A 16,061-nucleotide genomic window follows, 5' to 3' on the forward strand; every position below is an offset into this window, starting at 1 on the left:
CGTGTAGTTTACACGCCTTTGTAAGAGAGTTGAAATTAGAATTTGTAGTTGAGGTTGAGGCCGTAAATATTGGCACTAGATTTAACCTTAACATCTGCCGAATAAGTTGCACCGTTTGACAATCTTTGTGACTCAGTAAAGCTTGATTTGCTACCACGCAGGTGGGCGTAGGCTAAATCAACAGAGAGATTTGGTGTGAAGCGGTAGGTTGCACCCACAGTGTACCAAGTACGATCGGTATCTGGGATAGAAATTGATGGATGTTCTACACTAGCCGTTTCATCAAAAGCCACACCTGTGCGAAGCGTAAGGGCTGGGTTCACATCATAAGAGAGCCCCACTGCGACACGAGAGTTGTCGCTGAACTTTTCATCTTTTTGCAACAAAGGTGCACCATTTGAACCTGTTGCACGTAATTCTTGGAAGCTAGACCAGTCTGTACGTTTGTAGCTAAATTGGAAGGCCAATTTATCTGTGAGTTTGTGGAAGGTTGAAACTTCCCAATAAGCTGGCAATTCAAGACCTAGGCTGCCTGGTAATTCAGCACCTGCTGTACCGCCAAGTACAAGAGGAAGTTGGTTAGAAAATTGACCTTTAAAGCGAAGTTTAACCGGCGAGTGGTAGGCTACACCAATGCGGTTGCCTTCATTAATGTCATAGGTTAAACCCACATTCCAACCGAAGCCCCAGTCATCTCCCTTCATGCGGCTCACTGTGGTTGAATTATTGGTTAGCGCTGCACCTGCGGTCATGTTATATAAAAGACTAGTATCACCGGCGTGACGCTCTAATTCAGCCTTGGCATAAACGGCATTTAAGCCCAAACCAAAACTAAAGCCATAACCAAGCTCATAGGCACCGCTTAGGTTAAGGTTAAGAGCAGTTAAATCAGTTTTACCCGCAAACACGCCTGCATTGTAGGTTTGACCAAACTCTGATTTTAAACCGTAGTTTACGTTTACACCACCGCCCAGAGCAAAGCGATCATTGACTGGCACAACAACATAAAGGTTTGGTACGAAAGCCGTTGGAATGATATTTTTGTGTGAAGCATCGCTGCCGAAAAGTGGGTTCACATTTAAGGCCGTTTTACCCTCAACATCCACATTGGTATCAATTAAAGTGCCGCCCGCAGAAATTTCTGCCCGTTTAAACTTGGTCATCAAAGCTGGGTTGGTGGCCACCACAGAGGCATTATCGGCAACGGCTGCGTTACCTGCATAGGCGAGGCCTAGGCCTGAAGTAGAAACCTCTGCTAATTGGAAGGCGGCGGCTGATGCCCCTGCGGCAGTGAAGGTAAGGGCAGACGCAATAAGCGTTTTGGTCATTTTTTTCATAGGTAATCCTTAAAGACAAGCGGTCATTTTGCGCTAATTTCTTGCAAATTGACCTGATATTGTTAAAAAAGCTTACGAAGTTTACGAATTCCCCCGCCTGGAGGCAATCTTATTTACGCCCAGGCCAAGCTGTTCCGACCAGTTACTTTGCGTTAGGTCAAACAATGGTCGCTCTGCGTTGCGAAAAGGAGCAGATAGGATTAGACTAGGCTTTATTTTATATGAATGAGGTAGAAAATGTCTGAATGTAAAGCAAATGAAACGCCAGTCTGCTGCTGTGTGGATGTCGGCACTATTATTGATGGCAGCGATTGTGCGGTAGACTTCTCCCAAGTCTATGCCAACCAGGCCCAAGCAGAAGAAGCCCTAGCCTATTTAACCGAAAAAGCCCAGGCTGCGCAGTCTGATCCTTGCAAGATCGAGAGCCAGTTCAAGGAGGTCGATGGTGGTGTTGAGTTAAGCGCCCGTTTTGAATTCTGCTGCCAAGCGGAATCCATGATCTTCCAGCTTTCAACTCGTTAAGAGGGTTTAATCCCCATAAAAAATGGCACGCCAATCGCGTGCCATTTTTCTATTATATCAAGCAAATCTTAACCGTGCTGTTTTTCCACTTGAGCAAACTCAAGCTCAACAGGGGTTGCACGGCCGAAGATGGAAACAGACACCTTGAGGCGGCCTTTTTCGTAGTCCACTTCTTCCACTGTACCCGTAAAGTCGGCAAATGGGCCTTCGGTCACACGGACTTCTTCGCCTGGTTGGAATTCGAGGCGGTGACGTGGCTTGTCGGCTGTTTCTTGAACACGGTTTAGAATGCGGTCGGCTTCACGTTGGCTGATTGGGGCAGGTTTATCTGCGGTGCCGCCAATAAATCCCATCACACGAGGCACACTTTTAACCAAGTGCCAGGTGTCGTCATTCATTTCCATTTGAACCAGCACATAGCCTGGGAAGAATTTGCGTTCGGTTTTGCGGCGGCGGCCGTTTACGTTCTCCACCACTTCTTCAGTTGGCACTAACACTTCGCCGAACTGATCCTGCATATTGTGCAATTTGATGTATTCACGCAGGGTCATGGCCACACGGGCCTCAAAGCCAGAGAAGGCTTGCAATACATACCAACGCATCTTGGTTGGTTCTTTTTCTACTAATTCAGTCATCTTAGAATCTCAACTCGGTTAAAAAGGTAATTAACGCAACGATAATGGAGTCAATCCCCCACAGGGCAAGGGCCACCACCACACACATGGCCACCACGATAAGGGTGGTTTGGGTGGCTTCTGGGCGGGTTGGCCAAATGATTTTGCGTAATTCTTGACGAGAGTCTTTGGCAAAGCGAATGGCTTTTTGGCCTTGATTGGTGATGGCGGCTAAACCAATGGCTGCACCACAGAGAGCAACTAAGGCAAGCACTCGAACCAATAAGGAGAAATGTGTTGCAAAGTAGGCATTACCAACAGCGGCAGCGGCAAGTAATCCGAGTGCAAGCACCCATAAGAGGCCATTTAGGCCCTTGCTTTTTTCCCCTTTTTCTTCGATTTGTTCAGGGGCCTTGTTTTTGATATTTGTTGCCATATTCAACCTAAATATATTTGGAAAGAAAACGTTAAACTTTGAAAGCGAGGGATTTTAGCATTTTACAACCTAACTTGCCACGCACTTTTGCAAATTTTCTGCGAAATTTGCCCGCTTGCTGCCTGGCTGTCTTGCCCATAGAAAGAAATTTTTTGCCCGTATATGATGGCCATCATAAGGCCTTGGCAAAATTTGCGACAAAATAAGAAAAAATCCTTGGTGGAATGCTAGATGACAGCCCTTATTCTTTTTATCCTGGTCTTGTGCGGTATGGCAACCAACCTGGTTTCTGCCCTTTTTGGCATTGGGGGCGGGGTCTTGATGGTGCCCATTCTGCGTACCCTTTTTCCAGAACTTCCCCTACAAGTGGTAGCCGCCACCTCGCTGACCATTGTGATGTGTACCTCTGCCATCAATCTCTTTTCCTTCCGCAAGCAAAAGGTTGCTATTGATCTGAAAAGTATGCTGCTTTGGTCGCTGGGGATGATTGTGGGGGTACAAGTCGGTTTTGAGTTGAGCTTTCTCTTTTCCAGCCTCATTGTCAGCCTGATTTTTACCGTCAGCCTCAGCCTTTTGGCCATCAAGACCCTACTCAACCGTCAAAAAATTGAAAGCGATCAGCCTGTTACGCTTAAGGAACGGCTTAAGGGATCGGTCTTTTGTGCGGCGGGTGGCCTGGTAGCGGGGATTACTGGCATTGGCGGCGGTTCTATTTTGGCTCCCCTGGTCGGGCAGTTATCCTCGGTCAAAACCAAGCAGATTGCGGTTTATACCAACTATATGATGATCATCGGTGGCCTGGGCAACCTCTATGGCTACCTGACCCGCCCCCTCCACACTAGCCTAGAGTTAAACGGCCAGTTGGGCTATGTAAACTTTCTAATTGTTGGCGTGGTAACTGCAGGTTCGCTCCTGATGAGTGGCTGCTCCATGCGCCTGCGTGGAGTCATCAGCCCTGAGCGTACCCGCCTCTATTTGGCCATTATCCTGCTCCTCATCGCCCTCTATATGTGCCTCTTGGAATTTAACAAAAGTTTGTTCTAGATCAAAATGAGAATGTTTACTATCCGTCAGGAAACAGGTATTTTATTCCTACTTTTTTAGTGGGTTTTTAGCCCGTCCTTTTACATTCTATATGGAGACTCCCAATGGCAGAACAAATCGTCCCTTCAAACGAGCTTCTTTTAAAAGCAGTTCAAGACACCCTCGTGATTTCAACCACCGACCTCCAAGGCGTGATCACCTACGCTAACGACCTTTTCTGCAAACTTACAGGTTTTTCTCGTGAAGAATTGATTGGCCAACCGCACAACATCGTGCGTCACCCGTCTGTGCCAAAAGCGGTTTACAAGGAGATGTGGGACACCATCCAAGCCGGTAAAATCTGGACAGGTATCGTGCCAAACTGCGGTAAGGGCGGTGTGGTTTATGTGGTGGATACCACCGTTCAGCCGATTTTTGATGAAGCCGGCCAGATCACAGGCTACATCAGCGTTCGCCGTGTAATCAACGATTTAATGCAAAACTTCGAGGCGGTGGAAGCGGCTAAAGAAGTGTTTGATGAGTATTACGAGTAATACCCTTATTAGGCACCGTAAAATGTATGATGGTACGCACACATTAAGGTATCGTGCGTGCCACTTCATCCAATATACCCTTGCTATTGAGTGTGCAAGAGTTAGATTTCACCATCGCCCCTAAGCCTGCCTCCATCAATCTTGATGAGTGGTTAGCACAAGCAAAACGACCAATTTTCACACAACACCTCTAGTCTTTTTAAGCCTTATCAAGATATCACCCCATATAAATTGAATTAAATTTGAGCAAACACTCAAGATATATGTTAATTTCTCGATCTATGTCACAAATTTAGACACAACTTTTCTTTACTTTTAACATATAATCCAAGTCGAGATTCAATCTCTTAGAAGCGCTTCTAATATACCAGCAAACTCAACCAATCAGACTTATATGAGGTTCTAATGAATAAAATAGAGCGCCTTACATTCGATCTTAGAATGTTGCTTGACCCTATTCTCGGAGAAGTAAGAGTCAAAACCTTTTTCTCTTACTATGGCTTTTTTAAAAATGATGCTATGTTTGCCCTATATAAAGAGGGTAAATTCTACCTTAAATTTTTACCAGCTCATTTGCCAGAAATTCAAACTCAGGCCAATACCCATGTGCTTAAGGATTCTGAGTTAAGGCTATCTACTGATTTATTTTATTATTTAACGCCAGAGATTCTTAACCGCTTAGAGGACTATCATCATTGGTTCACACACATCTTAGAAACACCTCCTCTTAGAAGCTTGCAAAAACCCAAGAAAATTAGGCAGATGCTCAACATGAATATCAATTTAGAGCGTTTGCTCTATCGTAATGATATTAAAAGTATTGAGGAATTGTGTGCCTTTGGAGAGATACACATCTTTGTCCGCCTCATCCAAAGAGGGGAGGATGTAAGTGAAATGGTCTTATTCAAGCTATATGCTGCGATACAGCATAGGCTTGTTTATACCCTAACAGAACAAGAGAAAAACGCTCTGTTACAAAGAGCAGATGACGCATTATATGAGCTTGGTTTACGAAGACGCTTTTTAGTTAAGTAATCAACAAATCAGCATTAAGATGAAAGCCACTTCTATGAGGTTGGCTTTCATGATCTAAAGCCTGGCATATAGGACAAAATAGTTGGTCTTTTTGCACTTTATGCCTAAAGCCTAATAACACACAATAAAAAAGCCCGAATATATCGGGCTTTTTCTTTAAGGAGATCTTACTCAGCAGCTTGTGCAACTTCTGGACGATCAACTAACTCAATGTAGGCCATTGGTGCGTTATCGCCTGCACGGAAACCACATTTTAAGATACGAGTGTAACCACCCGCACGTTGGGCAAAACGTGGACCTAATTCACTGAATAATTTAGCAACTGTTTCAACGTTGCGTGTACGAGCAAAAGCTAAGCGGCGATTCGCTACGCTATCAACTTTCGCTAAAGTAATTAACGGCTCAATTACACGGCGTAACTCTTTTGCTTTTGGTAAAGTGGTTTTGATGATTTCGTGTGTAACCAAAGCACTTGCCAAATTGCGGAACATCGCTTGACGATGACTGCTGTTACGGTTTAATTGACGTCCACTCTTACGATGGCGCATAACCTATTCCTTCTTAGAAAATCTATACCTAAAACTAGTCGTCAGCAATGCTTGCTGGCGGCCAATTCTCAAGGCGCATACCCAGTGATAAGCCACGAGAAGCGAGCACATCCTTAATCTCTGTAAGAGATTTTTTACCAAGATTTGGTGTTTTGAGTAACTCAACTTCAGTACGTTGGACAAGATCACCGATATAATGAATTGTCTCTGCTTTCAAACAGTTAGCAGAACGAACTGTTAGCTCTAAATCGTCTACTGGGCGAAGAAGAATTGGATCGAATTCCGGTTTTTCTTCTTTCACTTCTGGCTGACGAACATCACGCAGATCAACGAATGCAGCTAATTGTTCTGCTAAAATCGTTGCAGCACGACGGATGGCTTCTTCTGGATCGATTGTTCCATTGGTTTCCATCTCAATAATGAGTTTGTCTAAGTCTGTACGTTGTTCAACACGTGCTGCTTCCACATTGTAAGCAATGCGATCTACAGGACTAAAACGTGCATCAACAAGTAAACGACCGATTGGACGCTCATCATCTTGATGGGTGCGAGCCGAGGCTGACACATAACCACGACCACGTTGTACACGAATGCGCATATTGATGGTTGCATTCTTGTCTGTCAAATGACAAATAACGTGATTTGGATTAACAATTTCAACATCACCATCGTGTGTAATGTCTGCTGCTGTTACAGGGCCAATTCCAGATTTGTTCAGTGTCAAAATTACATCATCTTTATTTTGCACTTTAACCGCTAGACCTTTAAGGTTTAACAATACCTCAAGAATGTCTTCTTGTACGCCTTCCTTGCTGCTGTATTCATGTAATACACCATCAATTTCGACTTCTGTAACGGCACAACCAGGCATAGACGAAAGTAAAATGCGGCGGAGTGCGTTACCTAATGTATGGCCAAAACCACGTTCTAACGGTTCTAACGTTACTTTTGCGTGAGTTGAACTGATTTGTTCAATATTCACTAAGTGCGGTTTTAAAAATTCTGTCACAGAACCCTGCATTTTATCCTCTCTTTGCTTATGAGTTTATACCTAAAAATAAAAATTAAAGAACTAATTAATTATTATTTAGAATATAACTCAACGATCAGATGTTCATTAATGTCTGCTGATAAGTCAGAGCGTTCAGGAGTACGTTTAAATACACCTTCCATTTTAGTTGCATCAACTTCTAACCAAGTTGGTTTTTCACGTTGAGCGGCTAATTCTAATGATGCTTTGATACGTGCTTGTTTTTTAGATTTCTCACGAACAGCAACCACATCATCAACAGAAACTTGGAATGAAGGAATATTGACTACACGACCATTTACCACGATTGATTTGTGGCTTACAAGCTGACGTGCTTCAGCACGTGTAGCAGCAAAGCCCATACGGTAAACAACGTTGTCTAAACGACCTTCTAATAATACTAATAAGTTCTCACCCGTATTACCTTTTAAGCGGTTAGCTTCTTTGTAATAATTACGGAATTGACGCTCTAAGATACCATAGATGCGGCGAACTTTTTGTTTTTCACGTAACTGAGTACCATAGTCAGATAAACGTGGCTTGCGGGCACCGTGTTGACCAGGTGCGACGTCAAGTCTATTTCTACATTTTGATTCAATCGCTCGAACGCCTGATTTTAAGAATAAATCAGTACCTTCACGACGGCTTAGCTTGAGCTTAGGACCCAAATATCTTGCCATTTTCTTTCTCCAATGATTCTAACGTCAATTAAACGCGACGTTTTTTCGGTGGACGACAACCGTTATGAGGAATCGGAGTCACATCTGTGATGTTCGTGATACGGAAACCAGCGGCATTTAATGCACGGATGGTTGATTCACGACCTGGACCTGGACCCTTAACCATAACTTCCAAATTCTTTAAACCAAATTCTTTTACCATTTCTGCACAACGCTCTGCAGCAACTTGAGCAGCGAATGGAGTTGATTTACGAGAACCACGGAAACCTGAACCACCAGCAGTTGCCCAAGCTAGAGCATTACCTTGACGGTCAGTAATAGTCACGATTGTGTTATTGAAAGATGCGTGGATATGAGCTACGCCATCTGCAATCTGTTTTTTTACGCGCTTACGTGCGCGAACTGGTGTTTTAGCCATTATCTATCTACTCCGACTATTTTTTGATCGGTTTGCGTGGACCTTTACGGGTACGCGCATTAGTCTTAGTACGTTGACCACGTACTGGCAAGCTACGACGGTGGCGTAAACCACGATAGCAACCAAGGTCTAAAAGACGTTTGATGCTAAGAGTTACTTCACGACGTAAATCACCTTCGACAGTAAATTTACCAACTTCTTCACGCAGTTTTTCAATCTGCTCTTCAGACAATTCTCTGATCTTTACATCTTCAGCAATACCAGTGGCAGCACAGATAGCTTTAGCACGGGTTTTACCGATACCGTAAATGGCAGTTAATGCGATTACAGTGTGTTTTTGATCAGGAATGTTAATGCCTGCAATACGGGCCACTATGCACTCCTATATTTACTAAGTGAATTGATATACTGATCTTGAAAAGCCCGTTTTCAGGATACTCAAACAGTATATCAGGACGAATGAGCTGAGCAGTATACCTGCTCAGCGGGTTCTTTGCAAGAAGAATACCAATTAACCTTGGCGTTGTTTATGTTTCGGATCGCTACAAATGACGCGAACTACACCTTCACGTTTAACAACTTTGCAGTTACGGCACATTCTTTTAACTGAAGCACGAACTTTCATTGCTTATCCTTATTTCAAAGGGCTACTGCCCTAAGCCTTTTAGATTGGCTTTCTTTAACACAGAATCATATTGTAAAGACATGAGATGACTTTGAACCTGTGCAATGAAATCCATAATTACTACCACAACAATCAATAGGGAAGTCCCGCCAAGTTGAACTGGGGTTTTCCATAAGGCTGTTACGATAAAAGGAACCAAACAAACAAATGCGATATACAAGGCCCCAATTAAGGTGATACGAGTCATAACTCTATCAATATAACGGGACGTTTGCTCGCCTGGTCGATAACCTGGTACAAACGCACCTGATTTCTTTAAATTATCCGCAATATCACGTGGATTATGCTGCATTCCTGTATAGAAGAATGCGAAGAAGATAACAGCTGCGGTAAAGAGGGCCACATAAAGTGGTTGGCCTGGATACAACAGAAGTGATAAATCAGATAGCCACTCAAACCCTTCACTCTGACCAAACCACTGTACAAGGGTAGCAGGGAAAAGGATGATACTTGAAGCAAAGATTGCAGGAATAACACCGGCCATATTTACTTTAAGTGGTAAGTGAGAGGTTTTAGCAGGCATCATCATACGTCCTTGCTGACGGCTTGCATAATTTACCACAATTCTTCTTTGTCCACGTTCAACGAACACAACAAAGTATGTAATAGCAAAGGCCACTACGGCTATCAAGAGAAGCACAAGGAAGGAGATTTCACCTTGACGTGCTTGCTCAATGGTTTGACCAATAGTTCCTGGAAGATCTGCAACGATACCTGCAAAGATAATCAAGGAAATACCGTTACCGATACCACGCTCAGTAATTTGTTCACCAAGCCACATGAGGAACATGGTACCTGTGACCAAACTGATAATGGCTGTTACATAGAACAAGGCATTTGGGTTTGGTACCAGTTCAGGTAACATGGTTGGTAAACCAACTGAGATACCAATAGACTGAATGGTTGCTAATAATAAGGTAGAGTAGCGTGTATATTTGCTGATTTTACGTCTGCCTGCTTCGCCTTCTTTTTTAAGTTCAGCAAGGGCAGGGTGAATTGCTGTCAATAATTGAATAATGATTGACGCAGAGATGTAAGGCATAATACCTAAAGCAAAGATAGACGCTCTACTTAATGCACCACCAGAGAACATGTTAAACATATCAATGATGGTGCCTTGTTGCTGTTGAATTAGCTCGGATAATACAGAAGCATCAATACCAGGAACAGGAATAAAAGAACCAATACGGAAAACGATCAGCGCACCTAAAACAAATAAGAGTCTTGATTTAAGCTCGCCAGTCCCTTTTTGGTTTGCATTACCTTGATAGCCTGGTTGCTTTGCCATTTATTATTCCTCGATAGATCCGCCAGCAGCTTCGATAGCCGCTTTTGCACCTTTAGTTACGCCTAAGCCTTTTACTACCACTGCTTTTTCAACTTTACCAGAAAGAATGATTTTGGCAGCTAAAATGTCTTTAGTGATGACATTAGCAGCTTTTAACGTATCTAATGTAACTTCGTTACCATCTACTTTAGCTAATTCGCTTAAACGAATTTCCGCAGTATGTAAGGCTTTTAATGACGTAAAACCAAATTTTGGTAAACGACGGTATAAAGGCATTTGACCACCCTCGAAACCACGACGAACACCGCCGCCTGTACGAGATTTTTGACCTTTATGACCACGACCACCAGTTTTACCTACGCCAGAACCGATACCACGACCAAGACGTTTAGCGCTGTGTTTAGCACCTTCTGCAGGAGAAAGAGTATTTAAACGCATTGATTACTCCTCCACTTTAACCATGTAAGAAACTTGATTGATCATACCGCGTACTGCTGGTGTATCTTCAAGTTCTACGGTGTGACGAATATGACGAAGACCTAAACCTTTCAACGTTGCTTTATGTTTCGGTAAACGAGCGATAGAGCTACGAGTTTGTGTTACTTTAATTTTTGCCATATTCAATTACCCCAAAATTTCTTCAACGGTTTTACCACGTTTAGCAGCAACCATTTCAGGTGATTTCATATTTGCAAGTGCATCGATTGTTGCACGAACAACGTTGATTGGGTTGGTTGAACCATACGCTTTAGAAAGAACGTTGTGAACACCTGCTACTTCTAACACTGCACGCATTGCACCACCTGCGATGATACCAGTACCTTCGCTTGCTGGTTGCATGAATACGCGTGAACCTGTGTGTGAACCTTTAACAGGGTGTTGTAATGTGCCTTCGTTTAAAGCGACATTGATCATGTTACGACGGGCTTTCTCCATCGCTTTTTGGATCGCTGCTGGAACTTCACGTGCTTTACCGTAACCAAAACCTACGCGGCCATTGCCATCGCCCACTACTGTTAAAGCAGTAAAGCTCATGATACGACCACCTTTAACGGTTTTAGATACACGGTTAACCGCGATTAGCTTCTCTTGCAGTTCACCAGCTTGTTTTTCGATGTTTGACATCTCAAATTCCTCTATTAGAACTGTAGACCAGCTTCACGAGCAGCGTCTGCTAATACCTGCACACGACCATGGTATTGGAAACCAGAACGATCGAATGCAACCGCTTTAACACCTTTTTCTAAAGCACGCTCAGCAACTAATTTACCAACTACTGCTGCTGCATCTTTATTACCAGTGTATTTAACTTGCTCTTTAATTACTTTCTCAACAGTTGAAGCTGCTGCTAGTACTTCTGAGCCATTAGGTGCAATAACCTGCGCATAAATATGGCGAGGTGTGCGATGCACGACTAAGCGTGTTGCACCTTGCTCTCTCATTAAATGACGTGCACGGCTTGCACGACGGATACGAGCTACTTTCTTATCCATAGTGTTACCTTACTTTACTTTTTCTTCGCTTCTTTCGTACGTACTACTTCATCAGAGTAACGTACACCTTTGCCTTTATAAGGCTCTGGACGGCGATATGCACGAATATCTGCTGCTACTTGGCCGATTAACTGTTTGTCAGCACTTTTGAGAACGATCTCAGTTTGTGATGGACATTCACCAGTTACGCCAGCTGGCAACGTGTGTTCTACTGGGTGAGAGAAACCTAAACTTAAGGCAACAACGTTACCCTTCATTTGTGCTCTATAACCAACACCCACTAATTGCAATTTCTTCGTAAAGCCTTCAGTAACACCGATAACCATCGCATTTACTAATGCACGTGCTGTACCTGCTTGCGCATCAGCGTTTGCAATACCTTCACGTGGGGCAAAAGTAAATGTGTCAGCTTCGAATTTTACTTCAACTGCATTATGAATTTCGCGAGATAACTCGCCGTTTTTACCTTTCACTGTTAAGTGCTGACCGTTCAAGGTGACTTGAACGCCGGCAGGAACATTAACAGGTGCTTTTGCGACACGAGACATTTTCCTACCTCTCTATTATGCTACGTAACAGATGATTTCACCGCCGAGGCCTGCTTGACGAGCAGCACGGTCAGTCATAACACCTTTAGATGTAGAAACAACAGCGATACCTAAACCACCCATAACTTTTGGTAATTCGTCTTTACGTTTGTAAATACGAAGACCAGGACGGCTTACGCGTTGGATGCTTTCTACTACTGGTTTGTTTTGGAAATATTTTAAAGTGATTTCCAACTCAGGTTTTGAACCTTCAACAACTTTGAAGCTTTCAACATAACCTTCTTCCGCTAAAACGTTGGCAATAGCAACTTTTAGCTTAGAAGAAGGCATACTGATTGCAACTTTATTCGCAGCTTGACCGTTACGAATACGGGTCAGCATATCTGCGATTGGATCTTGCATACTCATTGTATTTTTTCTCCGATTCCAAGATAAAAGAGGATATTACCAGCTCGCTTTTTTAAGACCCGGGATTTCGCCACGCATAGCAGCTTCACGAACCTTAATACGGCTTAAACCAAACTTACGAAGTACACCGTGTGGACGACCAGTTTGGCGGCAACGGTTACGCTGACGGCTTGGGCTAGAATCACGTGGTAAAGATTGTAACTTTAACACAGCTGCCCAACGGTCTTCGTCAGAGGCGCTTTCACTTGAGATGATTGCTTTTAACTCTTGACGTTTTGCGTAGTATTTATCAGCTAATTTGGCACGTTTTACATCACGTGCAATCATTGATTGTTTTGCCACGATAACCTACCTTATTTACGGAATGGGAAATTGAAAGCCGCTAATAAAGCTTGGCCTTCTTCATCGCTTTTCGCTGAAGTGGTGATAGTAATATCTAAACCACGTACACGATCTACTTTATCGTAGTCGATTTCAGGGAAAATGATTTGTTCACGAACGCCCATACTGTAGTTACCACGGCCATCGAATGACTTGGCATTTAAGCCACGGAAGTCACGGATACGTGGAACAGCAATCGTAATTAAGCGCTCAAAGAATTCCCACATACGTTCGCCACGTAGAGTGACTTTACAGCCGATAGGATATCCTTGACGGATTTTAAAGCCAGCAACAGATTTGCGAGCTTTAGTGATTAAAGGTTTTTGACCGCTAATTGCTGCTAGATCCGCTACTGCGTTATCTAACAATTTCTTATCGGTCAATGCTTCACCCACACCCATGTTAAGGGTAATCTTTTCGATTCGTGGGACTTGCATGACAGACGAGTAGTTGAATTTCGCTTTCAATTCATTAACTACTGTATCTCTGTAGTAATCATGCAGTTTCGCCATCGCATTACTCCAGTTAATTAGATTAATTCATTATTAGATTTGAAGAAACGGACTTTTTTGCCTTCTTCGAATCTAAAACCTACACGGTCAGCCTTGTTTGTTGTTGGGTTAAAGATAGCAACGTTTGACGCATCAATCGCAGCTTCTTTTTTCACTAAACCGCCAGCCTTGCCTAAAGCAGGAACTGGTTTTTCGTGTTTAGTAACAATGTTGATACCCTCAACAAGAACTTTACCATTTGGTAACACAGAAGTTACCTTACCACGCTTGCCTTTGTCTTTACCAGCAAGCACAATTACTTCATCATTTTGACGGATTTTAGCAGCCATTACATTCCCCTTACAGTACTTCTGGAGCTAAAGAAATGATCTTCATAAACTTCTCAGAACGAAGTTCACGCGTCACAGGTCCAAAAATACGAGTACCGATTGGTTGCTCAGTGTTGTTGTTTAACATCACGCAAGCATTGCCATCGAAACGAATAACTGAGCCATCTGGGCGACGAACACCCTTCTTGGTGCGCACAACAACTGCTTTTAACACATCACCTTTTTTAACTTTACCGCGTGGAATTGCTTCTTTTACAGTAACCTTGATAATGTCGCCAATAGCAGCGTAACGACGGTGCGATCCACCTAGAACCTTGATACACATTACGCTACGAGCCCCTGAGTTATCAGCAACGTCCAGCATAGTCTGTTCTTGGATCATATTAGTGCTCCGTTAAATAAAAAACCACCCTTTCGGGACGAACCTATCCAAAATGCGGATAGGGTGCGAATACTAGCACAAACTTAAAGCAAAAAGCAACGAAAAAATCGCAAAATAACAAGGCTTTAGGCAGATTTCTGGCCAAGCCTGCCCAAAGGCCTAAAATCCTGATTTTCTTTGTGACCCAGTTCACAAATTTTTAACAAGACCATTCCCTCTTGGAGCAGAACCAGTAAACTAAGTGGGTTTGACAAGCGGTGCAAATTTTTGCTTTTTTTACACCGCTTGTATTTATGATCCATATCAGAAAAGCCCCACATTTCCGTGGTGGTTTGCCACCAAGCATGTTAGGCTTTTCTACCTCTAAATTATTACTTTCTGTTAGGAGATTAACATGGCATTCCGTATCGAAAAAGACACTATGGGTGAAGTGCAGGTTCCTGCCGATAAATATTGGGCAGCTCAAACTGAACGTTCCCGCAACAACTTCAAAATCGGCCCTGAAGGCTCTATGCCGGCTGAAATCATCGAAGCCTTTGGCTACCTGAAAAAAGCCGCCGCCTTTGCCAACCACGATTTAGGCGTCTTGCCTGTGGAAAAACGTGACTTAATCGCCCAGGCCTGTGATGAAATCCTGGCCAAGAAATTAGACGACCAGTTCCCGCTGGTTATCTGGCAAACTGGCTCAGGCACGCAATCCAATATGAACGTCAATGAAGTGGTGTCCAACCGTGCCCACGTGCTTAACGGCGGCCAACTGGGCGAAAAATCCGTTATTCATCCTAATGATGATGTGAACAAGTCCCAGTCTTCTAACGACACCTACCCAACCGCCATGCACATTGCGGCCTATAAAAAAGTGGTCGAACACACCCTGCCTTGTGTCAAACGCCTGCAAAAAACCTTGGCTGCCAAGGCTGAAGCCTTCCAAGATGTGGTCAAAATCGGCCGCACCCACTTGATGGATGCCACCCCGCTGACCCTAGGCCAAGAATTTTCAGCCTATGCCGCCCAATTAGCCTTTGGCATTAAGGCCCTAGAAAACACCCTACCACACTTAGCAGAGCTGGCCCTAGGCGGCACTGCCGTTGGCACAGGCCTCAACACCCCGAAAGGCTATGATGTCAAAGTGGCCGAATACATCGCCAAGTTCACAGGCCTGCCGTTCGTGACCGCTCAAAATAAATTTGAAGCTCTGGCCACCCACGATGCCATTGTAGAAACCCATGGCGCCCTCAAACAACTTGCCGTGTCGCTCTACAAAATTGCCAACGATGTGCGTTTGCTAGCTTCAGGCCCACGTTCAGGCATCGGCGAAATCCTTATTCCTGAAAATGAGCCAGGTTCGTCTATTATGCCGGGCAAGGTCAATCCAACCCAATGTGAAGCCATGACCATGGTCGCCGCTCAAGTGCTAGGCAACGATGTCACCATCTCCTTTGCCGGCACCCAGGGCCACTTCCAGTTGAACGTTTATAAACCTGTTATGGCCTACAACTTCCTGCAATCAGCCCAGCTCTTGGGTGATGCTTGTGTGTCCTTCGACGAACACTGCGCCGTGGGCATTGAGCCGAACCACCCACGCATTAAGCAACAGCTTGAGCAATCTCTGATGTTGGTAACGGCACTTAACACCCACATCGGCTACGAAAATGCGGCCAAAATCGCCAAAACAGCCCATAAAAATGGCACAACCCTTAAAGAAGAAGCCATCAACCTAGGCCTTCTCACTGCCGAGCAATTCGATGAATGGGTTCGCCCTGAAGATATGGTGGGCAGCTTAAAATAAGCTCTCTTTGATCTAAGAAAAAATGGTGCTGGAAAGCACCATTTTTTTA

The 16,061-nt window shown here is 43.9% G+C and carries 24 protein-coding genes; 5 read left to right on the forward strand and 19 right to left on the reverse strand.

Annotation, left to right across the window (positions count from 1 at the left end; genetic code table 11):
* Nucleotides 1-35: 35 nt before the first annotated feature.
* Nucleotides 36-1,337 (reverse strand): hypothetical protein, encoded by a 1,302-nt coding sequence (locus tag A4G20_00850; GenBank protein QIW15017.1) that lies wholly within the window; start codon nucleotides 1,335-1,337, stop codon nucleotides 36-38.
* A gap of 237 nt (nucleotides 1,338-1,574) precedes the next feature.
* Between A4G20_00850 and A4G20_00855 the strand changes: the two genes are divergently transcribed.
* Nucleotides 1,575-1,859 (forward strand): hypothetical protein, encoded by a 285-nt coding sequence (locus A4G20_00855; GenBank protein QIW15018.1) that lies wholly within the window; start codon nucleotides 1,575-1,577, stop codon nucleotides 1,857-1,859.
* 68 nt (nucleotides 1,860-1,927) lie between these two features.
* Here the strand turns inward: A4G20_00855 and nusG are convergent, their stop codons facing one another.
* Entirely contained in the window at nucleotides 1,928-2,494 is a 567-nt protein-coding gene (gene nusG, locus A4G20_00860) for a transcription termination/antitermination protein NusG (protein QIW15019.1), read from the reverse strand.
* A 1-nt stretch (nucleotide 2,495) separates the two neighbouring features.
* Nucleotides 2,496-2,909, reverse strand: a complete 414-nt coding sequence (locus A4G20_00865; GenBank protein QIW15020.1) for a preprotein translocase subunit SecE — start codon at nucleotides 2,907-2,909, stop codon at nucleotides 2,496-2,498.
* Between the two features lie 231 nt (nucleotides 2,910-3,140).
* Between A4G20_00865 and A4G20_00870 the strand changes: the two genes are divergently transcribed.
* The 3 genes from A4G20_00870 to A4G20_00880 all read left to right on the forward strand — a co-directional run bounded on the left by A4G20_00870 (nucleotide 3,141) and on the right by A4G20_00880 (nucleotide 5,521).
* Nucleotides 3,141-3,953: a hypothetical protein gene (locus A4G20_00870; GenBank protein ID QIW15021.1), complete on the forward strand. Its 813-nt coding sequence runs from the start codon at nucleotides 3,141-3,143 to the stop codon at nucleotides 3,951-3,953.
* Nucleotides 3,954-4,057: 104 nt separating this feature from the next.
* Nucleotides 4,058-4,486 (forward strand): PAS sensor domain-containing protein, encoded by a 429-nt coding sequence (locus A4G20_00875; GenBank protein ID QIW15022.1) that lies wholly within the window; start codon nucleotides 4,058-4,060, stop codon nucleotides 4,484-4,486.
* A 405-nt stretch (nucleotides 4,487-4,891) separates the two neighbouring features.
* Entirely contained in the window at nucleotides 4,892-5,521 is a 630-nt protein-coding gene (locus A4G20_00880) for a hypothetical protein (protein ID QIW15023.1), read from the forward strand.
* Nucleotides 5,522-5,688: 167 nt separating this feature from the next.
* Here the strand turns inward: A4G20_00880 and A4G20_00885 are convergent, their stop codons facing one another.
* The 16 genes from A4G20_00885 to A4G20_00960 all read right to left on the reverse strand — a co-directional run bounded on the left by A4G20_00885 (nucleotide 5,689) and on the right by A4G20_00960 (nucleotide 14,543).
* On the reverse strand, nucleotides 5,689-6,069 hold the full coding sequence (locus A4G20_00885; protein ID QIW15024.1) for a 50S ribosomal protein L17: 381 nt from the start codon (nucleotides 6,067-6,069) through the stop codon (nucleotides 5,689-5,691).
* A 34-nt stretch (nucleotides 6,070-6,103) separates the two neighbouring features.
* Complete coding sequence (locus A4G20_00890; protein ID QIW15025.1) at nucleotides 6,104-7,090, reverse strand: DNA-directed RNA polymerase subunit alpha; 987 nt, start codon at nucleotides 7,088-7,090, stop codon at nucleotides 6,104-6,106.
* Nucleotides 7,091-7,152: 62 nt separating this feature from the next.
* Nucleotides 7,153-7,779, reverse strand: coding sequence for a 30S ribosomal protein S4 (locus tag A4G20_00895; protein QIW15026.1), 627 nt, complete (start codon nucleotides 7,777-7,779; stop codon nucleotides 7,153-7,155).
* 28 nt (nucleotides 7,780-7,807) lie between these two features.
* On the reverse strand, nucleotides 7,808-8,197 hold the full coding sequence (locus tag A4G20_00900; GenBank protein ID QIW15027.1) for a 30S ribosomal protein S11: 390 nt from the start codon (nucleotides 8,195-8,197) through the stop codon (nucleotides 7,808-7,810).
* A gap of 16 nt (nucleotides 8,198-8,213) precedes the next feature.
* A complete protein-coding gene (locus A4G20_00905) occupies nucleotides 8,214-8,570 on the reverse strand; it encodes a 30S ribosomal protein S13 (GenBank protein QIW15028.1) in 357 nt (118 codons plus the stop codon).
* Nucleotides 8,571-8,844: 274 nt separating this feature from the next.
* On the reverse strand, nucleotides 8,845-10,170 hold the full coding sequence (locus A4G20_00910) for a preprotein translocase subunit SecY (GenBank protein QIW15029.1): 1,326 nt from the start codon (nucleotides 10,168-10,170) through the stop codon (nucleotides 8,845-8,847).
* Nucleotides 10,171-10,173: 3 nt separating this feature from the next.
* Nucleotides 10,174-10,608, reverse strand: a complete 435-nt coding sequence (locus A4G20_00915) for a 50S ribosomal protein L15 (protein ID QIW15030.1) — start codon at nucleotides 10,606-10,608, stop codon at nucleotides 10,174-10,176.
* 186 nt (nucleotides 10,609-10,794) lie between these two features.
* The gene (locus A4G20_00920; protein ID QIW15031.1) at nucleotides 10,795-11,295 is read right to left on the reverse strand and encodes a 30S ribosomal protein S5; all 501 of its coding nucleotides are present in this window, start codon (nucleotides 11,293-11,295) and stop codon (nucleotides 10,795-10,797) included.
* A 14-nt stretch (nucleotides 11,296-11,309) separates the two neighbouring features.
* Complete coding sequence (locus A4G20_00925; protein QIW15032.1) at nucleotides 11,310-11,663, reverse strand: 50S ribosomal protein L18; 354 nt, start codon at nucleotides 11,661-11,663, stop codon at nucleotides 11,310-11,312.
* A gap of 14 nt (nucleotides 11,664-11,677) precedes the next feature.
* Nucleotides 11,678-12,211, reverse strand: a complete 534-nt coding sequence (locus A4G20_00930; GenBank protein ID QIW15033.1) for a 50S ribosomal protein L6 — start codon at nucleotides 12,209-12,211, stop codon at nucleotides 11,678-11,680.
* Between the two features lie 15 nt (nucleotides 12,212-12,226).
* Complete coding sequence (locus A4G20_00935) at nucleotides 12,227-12,619, reverse strand: 30S ribosomal protein S8 (GenBank protein ID QIW15034.1); 393 nt, start codon at nucleotides 12,617-12,619, stop codon at nucleotides 12,227-12,229.
* A gap of 36 nt (nucleotides 12,620-12,655) precedes the next feature.
* Nucleotides 12,656-12,961, reverse strand: a complete 306-nt coding sequence (rpsN, locus tag A4G20_00940) for a 30S ribosomal protein S14 (protein QIW15035.1) — start codon at nucleotides 12,959-12,961, stop codon at nucleotides 12,656-12,658.
* 11 nt (nucleotides 12,962-12,972) lie between these two features.
* On the reverse strand, nucleotides 12,973-13,512 hold the full coding sequence (locus tag A4G20_00945) for a 50S ribosomal protein L5 (protein ID QIW15036.1): 540 nt from the start codon (nucleotides 13,510-13,512) through the stop codon (nucleotides 12,973-12,975).
* A gap of 17 nt (nucleotides 13,513-13,529) precedes the next feature.
* Nucleotides 13,530-13,841: a 50S ribosomal protein L24 gene (locus tag A4G20_00950; protein QIW15037.1), complete on the reverse strand. Its 312-nt coding sequence runs from the start codon at nucleotides 13,839-13,841 to the stop codon at nucleotides 13,530-13,532.
* 10 nt (nucleotides 13,842-13,851) lie between these two features.
* Nucleotides 13,852-14,223 (reverse strand): 50S ribosomal protein L14, encoded by a 372-nt coding sequence (locus tag A4G20_00955; GenBank protein ID QIW15038.1) that lies wholly within the window; start codon nucleotides 14,221-14,223, stop codon nucleotides 13,852-13,854.
* Nucleotides 14,224-14,348: 125 nt separating this feature from the next.
* Nucleotides 14,349-14,543 (reverse strand): hypothetical protein, encoded by a 195-nt coding sequence (locus tag A4G20_00960; protein QIW15039.1) that lies wholly within the window; start codon nucleotides 14,541-14,543, stop codon nucleotides 14,349-14,351.
* A gap of 74 nt (nucleotides 14,544-14,617) precedes the next feature.
* Here A4G20_00960 and A4G20_00965 point away from each other — a divergent pair, with 74 nt between their 5' ends.
* Nucleotides 14,618-16,012: a fumarate hydratase, class II gene (locus A4G20_00965; protein QIW15040.1), complete on the forward strand. Its 1,395-nt coding sequence runs from the start codon at nucleotides 14,618-14,620 to the stop codon at nucleotides 16,010-16,012.
* Nucleotides 16,013-16,061 lie beyond the last annotated feature (49 nt).

The sequence above is a fragment of the Pasteurellaceae bacterium RH1A genome (assembly GCA_012221805.1).
Taxonomy (GTDB): Bacteria; Pseudomonadota; Gammaproteobacteria; order Enterobacterales; family Pasteurellaceae; genus RH1A.

Coding starts and splice junctions, on each gene's coding strand:
- A4G20_00850 (QIW15017.1), bottom strand. CDS start 1,337: ATGAAAAAAATGACCAAAACGCTTATTGCGTCTGCCCTTACCTTCACT.
- A4G20_00855 (QIW15018.1), top strand. CDS start 1,575: ATGTCTGAATGTAAAGCAAATGAAACGCCAGTCTGCTGCTGTGTGGAT.
- nusG (QIW15019.1), bottom strand. CDS start 2,494: ATGACTGAATTAGTAGAAAAAGAACCAACCAAGATGCGTTGGTATGTA.
- A4G20_00865 (QIW15020.1), bottom strand. CDS start 2,909: ATGGCAACAAATATCAAAAACAAGGCCCCTGAACAAATCGAAGAAAAA.
- A4G20_00870 (QIW15021.1), top strand. CDS start 3,141: ATGACAGCCCTTATTCTTTTTATCCTGGTCTTGTGCGGTATGGCAACC.
- A4G20_00875 (QIW15022.1), top strand. CDS start 4,058: ATGGCAGAACAAATCGTCCCTTCAAACGAGCTTCTTTTAAAAGCAGTT.
- A4G20_00880 (QIW15023.1), top strand. CDS start 4,892: ATGAATAAAATAGAGCGCCTTACATTCGATCTTAGAATGTTGCTTGAC.
- A4G20_00885 (QIW15024.1), bottom strand. CDS start 6,069: ATGCGCCATCGTAAGAGTGGACGTCAATTAAACCGTAACAGCAGTCAT.
- A4G20_00890 (QIW15025.1), bottom strand. CDS start 7,090: ATGCAGGGTTCTGTGACAGAATTTTTAAAACCGCACTTAGTGAATATT.
- A4G20_00895 (QIW15026.1), bottom strand. CDS start 7,779: ATGGCAAGATATTTGGGTCCTAAGCTCAAGCTAAGCCGTCGTGAAGGT.
- A4G20_00900 (QIW15027.1), bottom strand. CDS start 8,197: ATGGCTAAAACACCAGTTCGCGCACGTAAGCGCGTAAAAAAACAGATT.
- A4G20_00910 (QIW15029.1), bottom strand. CDS start 10,170: ATGGCAAAGCAACCAGGCTATCAAGGTAATGCAAACCAAAAAGGGACT.
- A4G20_00915 (QIW15030.1), bottom strand. CDS start 10,608: ATGCGTTTAAATACTCTTTCTCCTGCAGAAGGTGCTAAACACAGCGCT.
- A4G20_00920 (QIW15031.1), bottom strand. CDS start 11,295: ATGTCAAACATCGAAAAACAAGCTGGTGAACTGCAAGAGAAGCTAATC.
- A4G20_00925 (QIW15032.1), bottom strand. CDS start 11,663: ATGGATAAGAAAGTAGCTCGTATCCGTCGTGCAAGCCGTGCACGTCAT.
- A4G20_00930 (QIW15033.1), bottom strand. CDS start 12,211: ATGTCTCGTGTCGCAAAAGCACCTGTTAATGTTCCTGCCGGCGTTCAA.
- A4G20_00935 (QIW15034.1), bottom strand. CDS start 12,619: ATGAGTATGCAAGATCCAATCGCAGATATGCTGACCCGTATTCGTAAC.
- A4G20_00945 (QIW15036.1), bottom strand. CDS start 13,512: ATGGCGAAACTGCATGATTACTACAGAGATACAGTAGTTAATGAATTG.
- A4G20_00950 (QIW15037.1), bottom strand. CDS start 13,841: ATGGCTGCTAAAATCCGTCAAAATGATGAAGTAATTGTGCTTGCTGGT.
- A4G20_00955 (QIW15038.1), bottom strand. CDS start 14,223: ATGATCCAAGAACAGACTATGCTGGACGTTGCTGATAACTCAGGGGCT.
- A4G20_00960 (QIW15039.1), bottom strand. CDS start 14,543: ATGTGGGGCTTTTCTGATATGGATCATAAATACAAGCGGTGTAAAAAA.
- A4G20_00965 (QIW15040.1), top strand. CDS start 14,618: ATGGCATTCCGTATCGAAAAAGACACTATGGGTGAAGTGCAGGTTCCT.